Source organism: uncultured Streptococcus sp., assembly GCF_915066115.1.
Classification (GTDB): Bacteria; Bacillota; Bacilli; order Lactobacillales; family Streptococcaceae; genus Streptococcus.
In genome coordinates this window covers 1-14413 of the sequence record NZ_CAJZDT010000036.1, presented here as the reverse complement: position 1 = coordinate 14413, position 14413 = coordinate 1, and the positions used below count along the sequence as shown (strand labels likewise).

Sequence of the window (14413 nt, the reverse complement as noted above, 5' to 3'; positions counted from 1 at the left end):
TGTTGTATTAAAAAAAGGATTTATGACGATTTTTTTTATTCTTATTTATATTGTAGGAAGCAGACTAACATTACCTTTTGTTGACCTAAATAGTAAAGATTTTTTAGGAGGTTCAACAGCCTATCTAGCCTTCTCAGCCGCTCTTACAGGTGGGAACCTAAGAAGTTTATCGCTTTTTTCTATAGGATTATCACCTTGGATGTCCGCGATGATTTTATGGCAGATGTTTTCTTTTTCGAAAAAGTTAGGCTTGAATTCTACAGCGATTGAAATTCAAGATCGTCGAAAAATGTATCTGACCTTGCTGATTGCTGTTATTCAATCTTTGGCAATTTCTCTAAGTTTACCGATACAAGCATCCTATTCTTCGGTCTTGGTTATACTTATAAATACCTTATTACTAATAGCGGGGACCTTTTTTCTGGTGTGGTTGTCAGATTTGAATGCCAGTATGGGGGTAGGGGGATCCATTGTCATTCTCTTATCTAGTATTATCATCAATATTCCCCAGGATGTTATTGAAACTTTTAAACTGGTTCATATCCCAACAGGGATTGTTGTCTTGCTTATTTTTATGACCATTATATTTTCTTACTTGCTTTCCATTATGTATCGTGCGCGTTATCTAGTGCCAGTCAATAAGATAGGACTTCACAATCGTTTTAAACGCTATTCTTATCTCGAAATCATGTTGAATCCTGCAGGTGGGATGCCTTATATGTATGTGATGAGTTTCCTGAGTGTACCAGCTTATCTGTTCATCTTGCTTGGATTTATTTTCCCTAATCATTCAGGATTGGAGACTTTATCAAGGGAATTTATGATTGGAAAGCCGTTGTGGGTCTATGTTTATATTTCGGTCTTATTTTTATTTAGTATCATTTTTGCTTTTGTTACTATGAATGGTGAAGAGATTGCAGATCGCATGAAAAAATCTGGAGAATACATTTATGGAATTTATCCAGGCGAGGACACTAGTCGATTTATTAATCGATTGGTCCTTCGTTTCTCAGTCATAGGTGGTCTCTTTAATGTGATTATGGCAGGTGGTCCCATGCTTTTTGTTTTGTATGATGAAAAGTTATTACGATTGGCAATGATTCCAGGCTTGTTCTTGATGTTTGGGGGCATGATTTTTACGATTAGAGACGAGTTCAAGGCTTTAAGGCTAAATGAGACCTATAAACCTTTGATTTAGGAGACTTTTATGTATTATTTTATTCCAGCTTGGTATGGTTCAGAAAGAACATGGCATGCAACTATCACTCCATGGTACTTTTCTCATTTTCGTTTTGAATTTGATGATACTTTTCATCAAATTCGACTCCTGCAAAGGCAAGATATAGATTCTCGACTATTAGTATTAGCTTACCAGCCTCATCTACGTTATTTTTTACATAGACATGGGGTGTTAGAAACGGATACTTATTCCGTTTTTGATGTTATGCAAGATTTTCATAATCCCCATACCCAAGTTTTAAGCATTCGAGATATTGAGTGGGATAATGACTGTGAATTTATTTATAGTCCCTTTACGATTATCGTTCAAAAAAATGGGAAGAAATTTGCTAAGGTTGAACATGGGGTTGAAGGTTTCATCAGTGATATACAGTATTTTGAACCGAATGGTCAAATACATATGCACTATATCATGGATGATCGTGGATTTGTATCGAGCGTTATCTTTTTTGAAGATGGGCAAGCGGCCTATCAAGAATATTTGAATCCCAAGGGAGTGTGGCAATTTAGAGAGCGTTTAAAAGAAGGCGGACGGGTAGAAGTCAATCCAATTTTTGGTTATCGCTTTAAAGCGCTCATCTATCAAGACATGGGAGATTTGGTGACAGAATTTTTTGAGAATTATCTGCAAAAATATGTGAAGGATCAGGATATTTTTATGCTTCCTTCTCATCCTCACCATGACCAGCTAGTATTAGACCGTTTACCTAGTGCCAATCCTAAACTGTTGAGTCTTTTCATTGGGCGTAATCCTCAAGACACCTTTAGAGATTTAGATTCAACTTTTGAAAAATCAGATTTGATTTTGGTGGATAGAGAGGATAGTTTACGATTGTTGCAGGAGTTGTATCCTGAACGAATGCATCAATTTTATCATTTATCATCATTTGACACCCGATTACGATTGGGTAGAAGTCAAACTAAGAAAGAATCCATCATATATTATCAACTGGATTTTGAGCAGGGAATTGATAATCAAGCTCTACTTCAAGTCTTGGCCTTTGTCGCTGAAAATAAAGATACTGAGGTGATTTTTGGAGCCTTTGCTGCTAGTCAGGAGCAAATGAATGAGGTTGAAAGGATTGTTGAGTCTTTCATCCAAGAAAACATTCAATTCGAAAGTCTGGGAAAGGCACTTGATTATGGTGATGCAGAAAATCCTCTGGAAGAAAATCAACACCAGGACTTACGCATACAGTTTGTCAATTTGAATGATGAGTTAGATTTGATAAAAACACTAGAATTTGTCCGTTTGATTGTGGATTTAAATAGACAGCCTCATCTCTACACACAGATAGCTGGTATTAGTGCAGGAATTCCTCAACTCAACCTAGTTGAAACTGTCTATGTTGAACATTTAAAAAATGGTTATTTGCTGACAGATGTGACAGAATTTTCTAAGGCTGCACATTATTACACAGATAGGTTGAAAGAGTGGAATGAGTCCTTGATTTATTCGATTGATAAGATTAAGGAGCACACTGGACAACAATTTATTGAAAAGTTAAAAAAATGGACAGAGGGGGCTAGACATGTCAAAAGGTCTTAAAATTTTACAAATAGGACTTGATAACTGGTCTCATCAATATGAAATCCCAGAAAATATGGACTGGTATTTTGTTTGCCCTCGGTCTTCCAAGGCATTGCGCAAGATGATCGAGATAGATACTATCAGTCGTTTTCAAGCTGTTTTGATTGAAGATGGGAACTCTTTAACAGATGTCCTTGAGTTTACCAATTTTTTCGAACCTCATGGTCTTTTTTATAATCAGGATTTTAAGACGACAGATCCCCTTCTTTTAGATATATTAAAAAAACAATGTGCACAGCCCGTAGATTTTTCGGATCCGCAGGCTTTATTGCAGGACCTATCCACTTCTCTTTTTAGTGGGGGATATGGGGATAAATTATTTCCGTCAAATATTCAAATTCATTCTTCTTTTGAAGGCTCTATATCTTATCAAGGATTGGAGCATGTAATGATAGAAGGTGATTTTGGAACGAACTTTCATCAATTGGCCTGTTGGTCTCATAATTTTATGGTTTATAAAAATTTGCCTATAGAATTATGGCTAGAGTATGAAAAACAGGGGAATTGTGAGTTTAGGTTTATAGTCCGAAAGATAATTGAAGGGAATATAGACCATTTTTTTGAAGAAGAAGTTTATACTGAAGCAGATTTGGAAAAAGCTATCGTTATAGATAGTATAGATACTAATTTTTTGATATTTTTATCTGTTGAAGCAAGAGGTCGTGGAACTATCAAACTAGGTAATCTTCACCAACGTTGGAGTCGAAAACAATTTGGTAAGTTTGTGCTTGGTGGGAATATCCTACATGATTCCAAACGTGATGAAATAAACTATTTCTTCCATCCAGGTGATTTTAAGCCTCCTTTAGCTGTCTATTTTTCAGGTTATCGACCTGCAGAAGGATTCGAGGGCTACTTTATGATGAAAACCCTAGGATGTCCCTTCATTTTATTTTCTGATCCACGTTTAGAAGGGGGAGCTTTTTATCTAGGAACAGATGAGCTAGAGGGAAAGGTCAAAGAGACGATTGCTCACTATCTTGATTATTTAGGCTTTGATCGAAAGGATTTGATTTTATCAGGTCTTTCTATGGGAACGTTTCCGGCTCTCTATTATGGTGCTTCTTTTGAACCTCATGCCATCATAGTCGGTAAGCCCTTGGCTAATTTAGGAACCATAGCTAGCCGTGGACGTTTGGACGCACCGGGTGTCTCTAACTTGGCTTTTGATTGTTTAATTCACCATACAGGTGGGAGAAGTTTGCAAGATATGACGGAGTTGGATCAGCGTTTTTGGAAAATATTTAAACAAGCAAATTTTTCAAAGACAACCTTTGGTTTGTCCTATATGAAAGATGAAGAAATGGATCCTCAGGCTTATGAGAATCTAGTTACTTATTTATGTAATACAGGTGCCAAGATTTTATCTAAAGGAACTGCTGGACGACACAATGATGATACAGATACCAATATTGCTTGGTTTCTTCACTTTTATCGAATGGTACTAGCAAGTGATTTTGGAAGGGAGAAAGAATGATTATTACACAGAGACAGTCTATTCATTGGGGAGAAGTTGGCGGGACTTATATGTACGGGTCAACTGTATCTTATTACCCTGACAAAAGTGTCCGTCTGTATAATCCTCTATTGCCATCTGGTGAAATTCTCAAGACTTGGTTTTCTAGTGTCAATTACCAGGCTGCACGGACTCAGCCCCAGCTTCCCTTACTAAAAAGAAATCAGGAGTATCAACTATCACTAGTTTTTGATTGTCAGCCTGAAAATGGAGTTTATACCAAGATAACTTTTTTTGACCGCTATGGTGATATTTTAGAAGAAAAGGTAGAAAAAGTGAAAGATTTTATATTTACTTATCCAGAGGATAGTTATACTTATCAAGTTGCTCTTTTAAGTGCTGGTTTTGAATCTTTAACTTTTTATCATTTTTCTATCAAGGAGATTAGAAGTGTTTAGACGTTTAGGTCAAGATTTCCAGCTTAGGAAAGTGAAAAAGATTTTAAAGAGGATCAATAGCTTAAAAGGCAAGATGTCCTCTCTTTCGGATCAAGAATTAGTGGCTAAAACAGTGGAGTTTCGTCAGCGTCTTTCCAAAGGAGAAAGTCTAGATGATCTTTTAGTAGAAGCTTTTGCTGTGGTGCGTGAAGCGGACAAAAGGATCTTAGGGATGTTCCCCTATGATGTTCAGGTCATGGGAGCTATTATCATGCACTACGGAAATGTTGCTGAGATGAACACTGGTGAAGGGAAAACCCTAACAGCCACCATGCCGGTCTATTTGAACGCTCTTTCAGGAGAAGGTGTGATGGTTGTTACGCCAAATGAGTATTTATCAAAACGTGATGCAGAGGAAATGGGCCAAGTTTATCGTTTCTTAGGCTTGACAATTGGGGTGCCATTTACAGGGGATTCAAAGAAGGAAATGAAAGCTAAAGAAAAGAAGCTTATTTATGCTTTGGATATCATTTACACAACCAATAGTAATTTAGGTTTTGATTATCTAAATGATAATCTGGCTTCGAATGAAGAAGGTAAGTTTTTGCGACCTTTTAACTATGTCATCATTGATGAAATTGATGATATCTTGCTTGATAGTGCACAAACTCCTTTGATTATTGCGGGTTCTCCTCGTGTTCAGTCTAATTACTATGGGATCATTGATACACTGGTGACAACGCTGGTCGAGGGAGAAGATTATATTTTCAAAGAGGAGAAGGAGGAGGTCTGGCTTACTACTAAGGGGGCCAAGTCTGCTGAAAGTTTCCTAGGAATTGACAACTTATATAAGGAAGAACATGCGTCCTTTGCTCGTCATTTAGTTTATGCGATTCGGGCCCATAAACTTTATACTAAAGACAAGGACTATATCATTCGTGGAAATGAGATGGTATTGGTGGATAAGGGGACTGGCCGTTTAATGGAAATGACCAAACTACAGGGAGGTCTTCATCAGGCCATTGAAGCCAAAGAACATGTGAAGTTGTCTCCTGAAACGAGAGCCATGGCTTCCATCACCTATCAGAGTCTCTTTAAGATGTTTAAAAAAGTATCTGGGATGACGGGGACAGGAAAGGTAGCAGAAAAAGAATTTCTTGAGACTTATAATATGGCCGTTATTCGGATTCCAACCAATCGTCCTAAGCAACGAATTGATTATCCCGATAATCTCTATGTGACTTTACCAGAGAAAGTTTATGCGTCTTTGGAATACATCAAAGAGTATCATGCTAAGGGGAATCCCTTACTGGTTTTTGTAGGTTCAGTTGAAATGTCTCAGCTTTATTCATCACTCTTGCTTCGTGAGGGAATAGCTCATAATGTCCTCAATGCTAATAATGCTGCGCGTGAGGCCCAAATTATCGCAGAATCAGGCCAGATGGGGGCCGTAACAGTTGCAACATCTATGGCAGGACGCGGTACCGATATCAAACTTGGTAAGGGAGTCGCTGAACTTGGTGGCTTGATTGTCATTGGAACAGAGCGGATGGAAAGTCAGCGGATCGACCTTCAAATCCGTGGCCGCTCTGGTCGTCAAGGAGATCCAGGTATGAGTAAGTTTTTTGTATCACTGGAAGATGATGTTATCAAGAAATTTGGTCCATCTTGGGTTCATAAGAAGTATAAAGATTATCAAGTTCAAGATATGACGCAACCAGAAATTCTCAAAGGTCGTAAGTATCGTAACCTGGTCGAAAGGGCTCAGCATGCCAGTGATAGTGCTGGACGTTCGGCACGCCGTCAGACTCTAGAATATGCTGAAAGTATGAATATTCAACGGGATATGATTTACAAGGAACGCAATCGTCTAATAGATGGTTCTCGTGACTTAGAAGATGTAGTTTTGGATATCATCGAGAGATATACAGAAGCGGTAGCGGCTGAACACTATGCCAGTCGTGAATTACTGTTTCACTTTATTGTTACCAATATCAGTTTCCATGTAAAGGAGATTCCAGATAATCTAGACCTATCTAATCAGAAACAAGTCCGCAACTTTATTCAACAAGTTGTGAATAGAGAACTCTCTGAAAAGAAGGAATTACTGGAGAAACACGACTTGTATGAACAGTTTTTACGACTCTCCATGCTCAAGGCTATTGATGACAACTGGGTAGAGCAGGTAGACTATCTACAACAGTTATCTATGGCTATAGGTGGTCAGTCTGCTAGTCAGAAAAACCCGATTGTAGAGTATTATCAAGAAGCCTACGCGGGATTTGAAGCTATGAAAGAACAAATCCGTGCGGATATGGTTCGTAATCTCCTGATGGGCTTGGTTGAAGTCACTTCTAAGGGTGAGATTATGACTCATTTTCCATAAGAGGAGAAAATATGACAATTTATAATATAAATTTAGGACTTGGATGGGCTAGTAGCGGTGTTGAATACGCCCAAGCCTACCGTGCTGGTGTTTTTTGGAAATTAAATCTGTCCTCTAAGTTTATCTTTACAGATATGATTTTAGCGGATAACATTCAGCACTTAACAGCCAATATTGGTTTTGATGATGAGCAAGTTATCTGGCTTTATAATCACTTTACAGATATCAAGATTGCACCGACTAGCGTGACGGTTGAGGATGTTTTGTCTAAGTTTGACGGTGTTGAAAGTCGTAGAGAAAAGAATGGCAAGGTTTTGCGTGTCTTCTTTTCTGACCAAGATAAGTTTGTTACCTGTTATTTGGTTGATGAGGACAAGGACTTGGTCCAGTATGTAGAGTATGTTTTTAAAGGAAATTTGATTCGAAAGGATTACTTTTCTTATACGCGTTATTGTAGCGAATATTTTGCTCCCAAGGACAATGTTGCGGTCCTATACCAACGAACTTTTTACAATGAAGACGGGACTCCAGCCTATGATATCTTGATGAATCAAGGGAAGGAAGAAATTTATCGTTTTAAGGATAAGATTTTCTATGGGAAACCAGCTTTCATGCGTGCTTTTATGAAATCCTTGAATTTAAATAAGTCTGATTTAGTCATTCTGGATAGGGAGACAGGCATTGGACAGGTTGTTTTTGAGGAAGCACAAGCAGCTCATCTAGCGGTAGTCGTTCACGCGGAGCATTATAGTGAAAATGCTACAAATGAGGACTATATCCTTTGGAATAACTATTACGACTATCAGTTTACCAATGCGGATAAGGTTGATTTCTTTATCGTATCAACTGATAGACAAAAGGAAGTGTTGCAAGAGCAATTTGCCAAATACACCCAGCACCAACCAAAGGTTATTACCATTCCTGTAGGAAGTATTGATTCCTTGACCGAGTCAAGTCAAGGACGTAAGCCTTTTTCATTGATTACTGCTTCACGTCTTGCCAAAGAAAAACACATTGATTGGTTGGTCAAGGCAGTTATTGAAGCTCGTAAGGAAATTCCTGAATTAACCTTTGATATTTATGGTAGCGGCGGAGAAGATTCTCTTCTTAGAGAAATTATTGCTAGTCATAAGGCAGAGGACTATATTCAACTCAAGGGGCATGCGGAACTTTCGCAGATTTATAGCCAGTATGAGGTCTACTTGACGGCTTCAACCAGTGAAGGTTTTGGATTAACTCTGATGGAAGCGATTGGTTCAGGCCTTCCTCTAATTGGTTTTGATGTGCCTTATGGCAATCAGACCTTTATAGAAGATGGGCAAAATGGCTATTTGATTCCAAGTTCATCTGACCATGTGGAGGATCAAATCAAGCAAGCTTATGCAGCTAAGATTTGTCAATTGTATCAAGAAAATCGTCTAGAGGGTATGCGTGCCCATTCTTATCAAATTGCAGAAGGCTTTTTAACCGAAGAAATTTTAGAAAAGTGGAAGAAAACAGTAGAGGAGGTGCTCCATGATTGAACTTTATGATCGTTATAGTCAGGAAAGTCGAGATTTACATGAAAGTCTAGTCGCTACTGGTCTTTCTCAACTTGGAGTGGTCATCGATGCAGATGGTTTTCTGCCTGATGGTCTGGTTTCTCCTTTTACCTATTATCTAGGCTATGAAAAGGGAAAACCTCTCTATTTCAACCAAGTCCCTGTTCCAGCTTTTTGGGAAATTTCAGGCAATAATCAGTCTGCTCGTATTGAAGATATGACGCAGGAGAGGGCCGTCATTCATTATGCTGATGGAATGCAGGCTCGCTTGGTAAAACAGATAGATTGGAAAGACCTGGAAGGTAGAGTCCGTCAGGTTGACCATTACAATCGCTTCGGAGCTTGCTTTGCTACAACAACCTTTAGCGCAGATAGTGAGCCGGTGATGACGGTTTACCAAGATGTCAATAGTCAGGAAGTTTTACTTGAAAACCATGTGACGGGTGATATATTATTGACCTTACCTGGTCAGTCCATGCGTTACTTTGCAAATAAGGTTGAATTTATCACCTTCTTTTTGCAAGATTTGGAAATAGATACAAGTCAGCTTATCTTTAATACCTTAGCGACTCCTTTCTTGGTTTCCTTCCATCATCCAGATAAATCTGGCTCAGATATCCTGGTGTGGCAGGAACCTCTCTATGATGCTATTCCAGGCAATATGCAGTTGATTTTGGAAAGCGATGATGTGCGTACTAAAAAAATCATCATTCCCAACAAGGCGACTTATGAACGTGCTTTAGAGTTGACTGACGAGAAATACCATGCTCAGTTTGTGCACTTAGGTTACCATTATCAGTTTAAACGCGATAATTTCCTAAGACGAGATGCCTTAATCTTGACCAACTCAGATCAGATTGAGCAAGTGGAAGCAATCGTAGAAGTCTTGCCTGATGTTACCTTTCGTATCGCGGCGGTGACAGAGATGTCTTCTAAGCTCTTAGACATGCTTCGCTATCCTAATGTGGTACTTTACCAGAACGCTAGTCCACAGAAGATTCAGGAACTGTATCAGTTGTCGGATATTTACTTGGATATCAACCACAGTAATGAGTTGTTGCAGGCGGTACGTCAGGCCTTTGAGCACAATCTCTTGATTCTGGGATTCAACCAAACGGTACACAATAGACTCTATATCGCTCCTGATCATCTATTTGAAAGTAGAGAAGTTTCTGCTTTGGTTGAGACCATTAAACTGGCCCTTTCAGATGTTACCCAAATGAGTCTGGCACTTGGGAAGCAGGGTCAACATGCAAATTATGTTGACTTGGTGCGATATCAGGAAACCATGCAAACTGTTTTAGGAGGCTAATATGTCAGATGAGGATTTATTTTACAAAGACGTTGAAGGTCGCATGGAAGAGTTGAAACAAAAACCTATCAAGAAAGAAAAAGAAACCCGAGGGGAAAAGATTAGTAAAACTTTTTCACTTTTACTGGGCTTGATGATTCTGGTTGGTTTACTCTTTACTTTGCTAGGAATTTTGAGGTAGGCCTATGACTGATATTCTGATTGTTTTAGCTATTGTCCTCTCTCTTGCTTTGATTGTATTGGTAACCATACAACCCCGTGAAAATCAACTATTTTCCATGGATGCCACTAGTAATATTGGTAAACCAAGTTACTGGCAGAGCAACACCTTGGTAAAGGTGCTCACTTTATTGGTGAGTTTGGCCTTATTCGTTTTATTACTAACCTTTATGGTGATAACTTACAAATAAAAGAAAACTTCAGATATTCACCTTTTGTGATTGGTCTGAAGTTTTCTTTTTTACTGTCCATATTTTTTGTAAAAGTCAACTTTTACTTGGATGAAGGTTTTTGCTTCACGTAGGAGTTGAAGAAGGGTGGCACGGGTTTCAAATTCTTCTCTTGTCTTTGGCAGACTGCGATTACGGAAGACTTCCAGATAACGTTCAATTTCATCTAGCAAATCAGAAGCAGGATTGGTCTGGCTTAGTTGACCTGCAATTTTTGAAAAGAGTTGGGCTAAAATCAGGCTTTCACTGGCAGCTAGGTGACAGGTGTTGATTTGCTGGGCCATGTTTCGCAGGATGCGACTTTGTCGCTGTCTCATCTCAAAGTAGTGAATATGGTAGTCGGTCTGGTGAAAGAGGTGGTCTGAGTGATCCAAATAGACCAGTCTGAGGGCGTCTTCCAAAAGGGTGTCCAATTCTTCAACCAACTGTGCTCGGTTGCGTCCATCCCCTCTTGATAAATAATATTTGAAGCGCTGGAGAATATCTTTTAACTTTTCTTCTACCAGCGTGTGGTAGTGCTGGATTTCTTCTTCTCGGGAAGGCATGTAGAGATTGACAAGCAGGGCAAATCCTGTACCGATAGCAAAGAGAAGGAATTCATTGACTAGAAGGTCTAGAGAGGTTGATTCTTGCACCAAGAGGTGGCTAACCAAAACGCTACTTGGTGTGATGCCAATTTCCCAGCCCATCTTGTAGGCTAGAGGAACGTATAGGGCCAGATAGAGGCCAAGGCTCCAGATATGAAATCCGCTCAAGTGAAAGACCAAAACACCAATAGCTAGAGCTAGAAGCATGGAAAAGAGTCGATTGCGGGCCAGTTTTAAGGTACTCCTACGGGTATCGGATAGGCTCAAGAGGGCGATGATTCCAGCTGAAACTGCTGAGGAGAGATTGAGAAAATAAGCAAGAAGGCAGGCAAGACAGGTAGCTAAGATGAGCTTGGTCGTACGTTGGCTAATAGACATAAGGATTTCCTAGTAAGTTAGAATAAAAGCGGAAAAGACAAGACCTGAGCAGGCTTGCCTTTATGAGTTATTTTTTACGGGCTGCCGCGTATTCGGCAACGGCAGTAAAGAGGACATCTGTTGAAGAGTTGAGAGCTGTTTCACATGAATCTTGGATGACCCCAATCACAAAACCAACCCCAACAACTTGCATGGCAATATCGTTAGAAATACCGAAAAGGCTACAAGCAACTGGGATAAGAAGGAGGGAACCGCCCGCAATACCAGAAGCACCACAGGCTGAGATTGCGGCAACTACACTAAGGACAAAGGCTGTCGCAAAATCAACAGGGATTCCCAAAGTATTTACTGCAGCAAGGGTTAAAATGTTAATGGTAATCGCTGCCCCGGCCATGTTGATAGTAGAACCGAGTGGGATAGAAACCGAATAGGTATCTGGATCTAGTCCGAGGTCGTGGCAAAGTTTCATATTGACAGGGATGTTGGCCGCAGAACTACGAGTGAAGAAGGCTGTCACACCACTGACACGCAAACATTTCAAAACGAGGGGATAAGGATTTCTCTTCATAAAGAGGAAGGCAATTAGTGGATTGACTACCAGAGCCACAAAAAACATGGTTGTCACCAAGAGGGCAAGCAAGATTCCGTAGTTAGCAAGACTGCCGATTCCCTTATCAGAGATAGTTTTGAAGACAAGGCCAAGTATTCCAAATGGAGCTAGGTTGATGATCCATTCGACAATTTTAGAAGTCACATCAGCTATGGTGTTTAACAATTCTTTACTATTTTTGCTGGCTTCTCTCATCGCAATCCCGAAAACAACTGCCCAAGATAGGATACCAATGTAGTTGGCTGTGACAAGGGCATTGACTGGATTGTCAACCAGTTTGAGCAAGAGGTTGCTGAGGACCTGGCCAATTCCATCTGGTGGTGCGATTTCTGTATTGGCACTATTTAAGGTAATCTCAACAGGGACGATGAAACTTGCTAGGACAGCAACAAGTGCCGCTGCAAAGGTTCCTACCAAGTAAAGGAAGATAACCGTTTTCATGTTGCTATCTTGTCCCTTTTGATGTTGGGAAAGGGCGTTAGCAACGAGGGCAAAGACTAGAATAGGTGCGATGGCTTTTAGACCGCCAACAAAGAGATCTCCGAGTAGACCAATTCCTGAAATGTTAGGAAGTGTCAGTCCTAGGGTTCCTCCAATAAGCATACCAATCAAAATCCGTTTGATTAGGCTTGCCTTATTCCAAGCATGAATGATTTTTTTCATAACAATCTCCTTTGTTGTGTAATGTTTATGATTATAGTATAAATATGAGCTAAAATCAAGAATTTTCTGTCTATTTTGGCTATTATTTTTGAATATTTATGGAGATTCATCACTTGTGAAAGTATGGTATAATAAATGAAAGGAGTTTTCTATGAAAGAATTTATTCAAACCTACCTCAATAAGCTTGATGTTACAACGATTATTGAAAATATCTTAACCAAGTTACTTTCTCTGTTATTCTTATTTTTACTCTTTTATATAGCTAAGAAATTGCTCCATACCATGGTGCAGAGAATTGTTAAACCTTCTCTAAAAATGTCTCGTCATGATGTCGGGCGTCAGAAAACCATTTCACGTTTATTAGAGAATGTGTTTAATTATACCCTTTATTTCTTTTTGCTTTACTGTATCTTGTCTATTTTGGGTTTGCCAGTTTCTAGTTTACTAGCAGGTGCTGGGATAGCTGGGGTGGCTATTGGTATGGGAGCCCAAGGTTTTCTGTCTGATGTCATCAATGGTTTTTTCATCCTCTTTGAACGTCAACTGGATGTGGGAGATGAGGTCGTTTTGACAAATGGTCCTATTACTGTCTCGGGCAAGGTTGTCAGTGTCGGCATTCGAACAACGCAACTCAGAGGAGAAGACCAGGTTCTGCACTTCGTTCCCAATCGGAATATCACCGTCGTCAGCAATTTCTCTCGTACAGACCAGGCCTGAAATTTTAGCAGATTTATGGTACAATAGAAAGAGTTTAATAAAGGAGAAAAGATGGTTTTAGAAAAGCAGTTGGGCAATGGTTGTACCTGGATAGACCTTGATGTGGATAAGATTAAAAATATGGAAGATCTTTCTGACATCTATGGATTGGACAAGGAAACCATTGAGTATGCTCTGGATAGAAATGAACGAGCTCATATGGATTATAACCGTGAAACGGAGACGGTAACCTTTATTTATAATGTTCTTGATTTAGAAAAAGACAAAGAATATTATGAAGCGATTCCCATGACCTTTATCGTCGAAAGACAACGAATGATTACCATCAGCAACCATAAGAATGCTTATGTCATTGATCAGATGTCAGCTTATCTGGATAGCCATGAGTCGCTTTCTATTTACAAGTTTCTCTTTGCTGGTTTAGAGATTATCAGTAACGCTTATTATCCTGTCATTGAAGAGATGGATAAAAGTAAGGACGAAATTAGTGCCTTGCTACGTCAAACTACAACAAAGAAAAATCTCTTCGCCCTCTCTGACTTGGAGACTGGTATGGTTTACTTGACAGCAGCAGCAAAACAAAATCGACTCCTCTTGGAACATATCCAGGGCCATGCTCTTTATCGGAGATTTAATGATGTCGAACGAGAGCAGTTTGATGATGCCATGATTGAAGCCCATCAGTTGGTGTCTATGACAGACTTGATTTCTCAAGTCTTGCAACAACTCTCAGATTCTTACAACAACATCCTAAACAATAACTTGAATGATAGTTTGTCAATTTTGACTATTGTCTCCGTCTTACTAGCAGTACTTGCGGTTATTACAGGTTTCTTCGGAATGAATGTTCCTCTACCATTTACAGAAGAGCCAAATGCTTGGATTTATATCTTAATGGCTAGCTTGATTTTATGGGCAGCCTTATCTCAATGGCTGAAGAAAATTACTAGAAAATAAAAGAGAAGGAGCCAGAATGGCGATTGAAAATTACATGCCAGATTTTGCTGTGGAAGCAGTCTATGATCTGACAGTCCCAAGCCTGCAGG

Annotated in this window: 13 protein-coding genes and 1 pseudogene; 12 read left to right on the top strand and 2 right to left on the bottom strand. The window is 39.4% G+C overall.

From position 1 onward, the window contains the following. The 9 genes from secY2 to QZ565_RS03955 all read left to right on the top strand — a co-directional run. The coding region (gene secY2 / locus QZ565_RS03995; RefSeq protein WP_295525956.1) for an accessory Sec system protein translocase subunit SecY2 at positions 1–1198 on the top strand (1198 nt) is incomplete at its 5' end. 9 nt (positions 1199–1207) lie between these two features. Then, positions 1208–2788 carry an accessory Sec system protein Asp1 gene (asp1, locus tag QZ565_RS03990; RefSeq protein WP_295525953.1) on the top strand — a complete coding sequence of 527 codons (1581 nt, stop codon included), beginning with the start codon at positions 1208–1210 and terminating at the stop codon, positions 2786–2788. Next, on the top strand, positions 2772–4307 hold the full coding sequence (gene asp2, locus QZ565_RS03985) for an accessory Sec system protein Asp2 (RefSeq protein WP_295525950.1): 1536 nt from the start codon (positions 2772–2774) through the stop codon (positions 4305–4307). The genes asp1 and asp2 overlap by 17 nt, the downstream gene beginning before the upstream one ends. Next, positions 4304–4744 (top strand): accessory Sec system protein Asp3, encoded by a 441-nt coding sequence (gene asp3, locus QZ565_RS03980; protein ID WP_295525947.1) that lies wholly within the window; start codon positions 4304–4306, stop codon positions 4742–4744. The genes asp2 and asp3 overlap by 4 nt, the downstream gene beginning before the upstream one ends. Then, positions 4737–7109, top strand: coding sequence for an accessory Sec system translocase SecA2 (secA2, locus tag QZ565_RS03975; protein ID WP_295525944.1), 2373 nt, complete (start codon positions 4737–4739; stop codon positions 7107–7109). Before asp3 ends, secA2 begins: the two co-directional genes overlap by 8 nt. Positions 7110–7120: 11 nt before the next feature. Further along, positions 7121–8632 (top strand): accessory Sec system glycosyltransferase GtfA, encoded by a 1512-nt coding sequence (gene gtfA, locus QZ565_RS03970; RefSeq protein ID WP_295525941.1) that lies wholly within the window; start codon positions 7121–7123, stop codon positions 8630–8632. Continuing rightward, the gene (gene gtfB, locus QZ565_RS03965; RefSeq protein ID WP_295525938.1) at positions 8625–9962 is read left to right on the top strand and encodes an accessory Sec system glycosylation chaperone GtfB; all 1338 of its coding nucleotides are present in this window, start codon (positions 8625–8627) and stop codon (positions 9960–9962) included. The genes gtfA and gtfB overlap by 8 nt, the downstream gene beginning before the upstream one ends. A gap of 1 nt (position 9963) precedes the next feature. Continuing rightward, complete coding sequence (asp4, locus tag QZ565_RS03960) at positions 9964–10143, top strand: accessory secretory system protein Asp4 (RefSeq protein ID WP_045604814.1); 180 nt, start codon at positions 9964–9966, stop codon at positions 10141–10143. Positions 10144–10147: 4 nt separating this feature from the next. Continuing rightward, positions 10148–10372, top strand: coding sequence for an accessory secretory protein Asp5 (locus QZ565_RS03955; RefSeq protein WP_084862904.1), 225 nt, complete (start codon positions 10148–10150; stop codon positions 10370–10372). A gap of 50 nt (positions 10373–10422) precedes the next feature. Here QZ565_RS03955 and QZ565_RS03950 read toward each other — a convergent pair whose 3' ends face one another. Together QZ565_RS03950 and sstT are read right to left on the bottom strand one after the other, a co-directional pair. Further along, positions 10423–11376, bottom strand: coding sequence for an aromatic acid exporter family protein (locus QZ565_RS03950; RefSeq protein ID WP_295525931.1), 954 nt, complete (start codon positions 11374–11376; stop codon positions 10423–10425). Positions 11377–11443: 67 nt separating this feature from the next. Next, the gene (sstT, locus tag QZ565_RS03945) at positions 11444–12649 is read right to left on the bottom strand and encodes a serine/threonine transporter SstT (protein WP_295525928.1); all 1206 of its coding nucleotides are present in this window, start codon (positions 12647–12649) and stop codon (positions 11444–11446) included. A gap of 151 nt (positions 12650–12800) precedes the next feature. On the opposite strand from sstT, the gene QZ565_RS03940 reads away from it, so the two are divergent. From QZ565_RS03940 to QZ565_RS03930, 3 genes and pseudogenes are all read left to right on the top strand, one after another. Beyond that, positions 12801–13367 (top strand): mechanosensitive ion channel domain-containing protein, encoded by a 567-nt coding sequence (locus tag QZ565_RS03940; protein WP_295525925.1) that lies wholly within the window; start codon positions 12801–12803, stop codon positions 13365–13367. Between the two features lie 51 nt (positions 13368–13418). After that, entirely contained in the window at positions 13419–14324 is a 906-nt protein-coding gene (locus QZ565_RS03935) for a magnesium transporter CorA family protein (RefSeq protein WP_261045217.1), read from the top strand. Positions 14325–14340: 16 nt separating this feature from the next. After that, positions 14341–14413: pseudogene (locus QZ565_RS03930) on the top strand (YqeG family HAD IIIA-type phosphatase); the annotation flags it as partial.

Coding starts and splice junctions, on each gene's coding strand:
- QZ565_RS03950 (WP_295525931.1), bottom strand. CDS start 11,376: ATGTCTATTAGCCAACGTACGACCAAGCTCATCTTAGCTACCTGTCTT.
- asp4 (WP_045604814.1), top strand. CDS start 9,964: ATGTCAGATGAGGATTTATTTTACAAAGACGTTGAAGGTCGCATGGAA.
- asp1 (WP_295525953.1), top strand. CDS start 1,208: ATGTATTATTTTATTCCAGCTTGGTATGGTTCAGAAAGAACATGGCAT.
- gtfA (WP_295525941.1), top strand. CDS start 7,121: ATGACAATTTATAATATAAATTTAGGACTTGGATGGGCTAGTAGCGGT.
- asp3 (WP_295525947.1), top strand. CDS start 4,304: ATGATTATTACACAGAGACAGTCTATTCATTGGGGAGAAGTTGGCGGG.
- QZ565_RS03940 (WP_295525925.1), top strand. CDS start 12,801: ATGAAAGAATTTATTCAAACCTACCTCAATAAGCTTGATGTTACAACG.
- sstT (WP_295525928.1), bottom strand. CDS start 12,649: ATGAAAAAAATCATTCATGCTTGGAATAAGGCAAGCCTAATCAAACGG.
- asp2 (WP_295525950.1), top strand. CDS start 2,772: ATGTCAAAAGGTCTTAAAATTTTACAAATAGGACTTGATAACTGGTCT.
- QZ565_RS03955 (WP_084862904.1), top strand. CDS start 10,148: ATGACTGATATTCTGATTGTTTTAGCTATTGTCCTCTCTCTTGCTTTG.
- QZ565_RS03935 (WP_261045217.1), top strand. CDS start 13,419: ATGGTTTTAGAAAAGCAGTTGGGCAATGGTTGTACCTGGATAGACCTT.
- gtfB (WP_295525938.1), top strand. CDS start 8,625: ATGATTGAACTTTATGATCGTTATAGTCAGGAAAGTCGAGATTTACAT.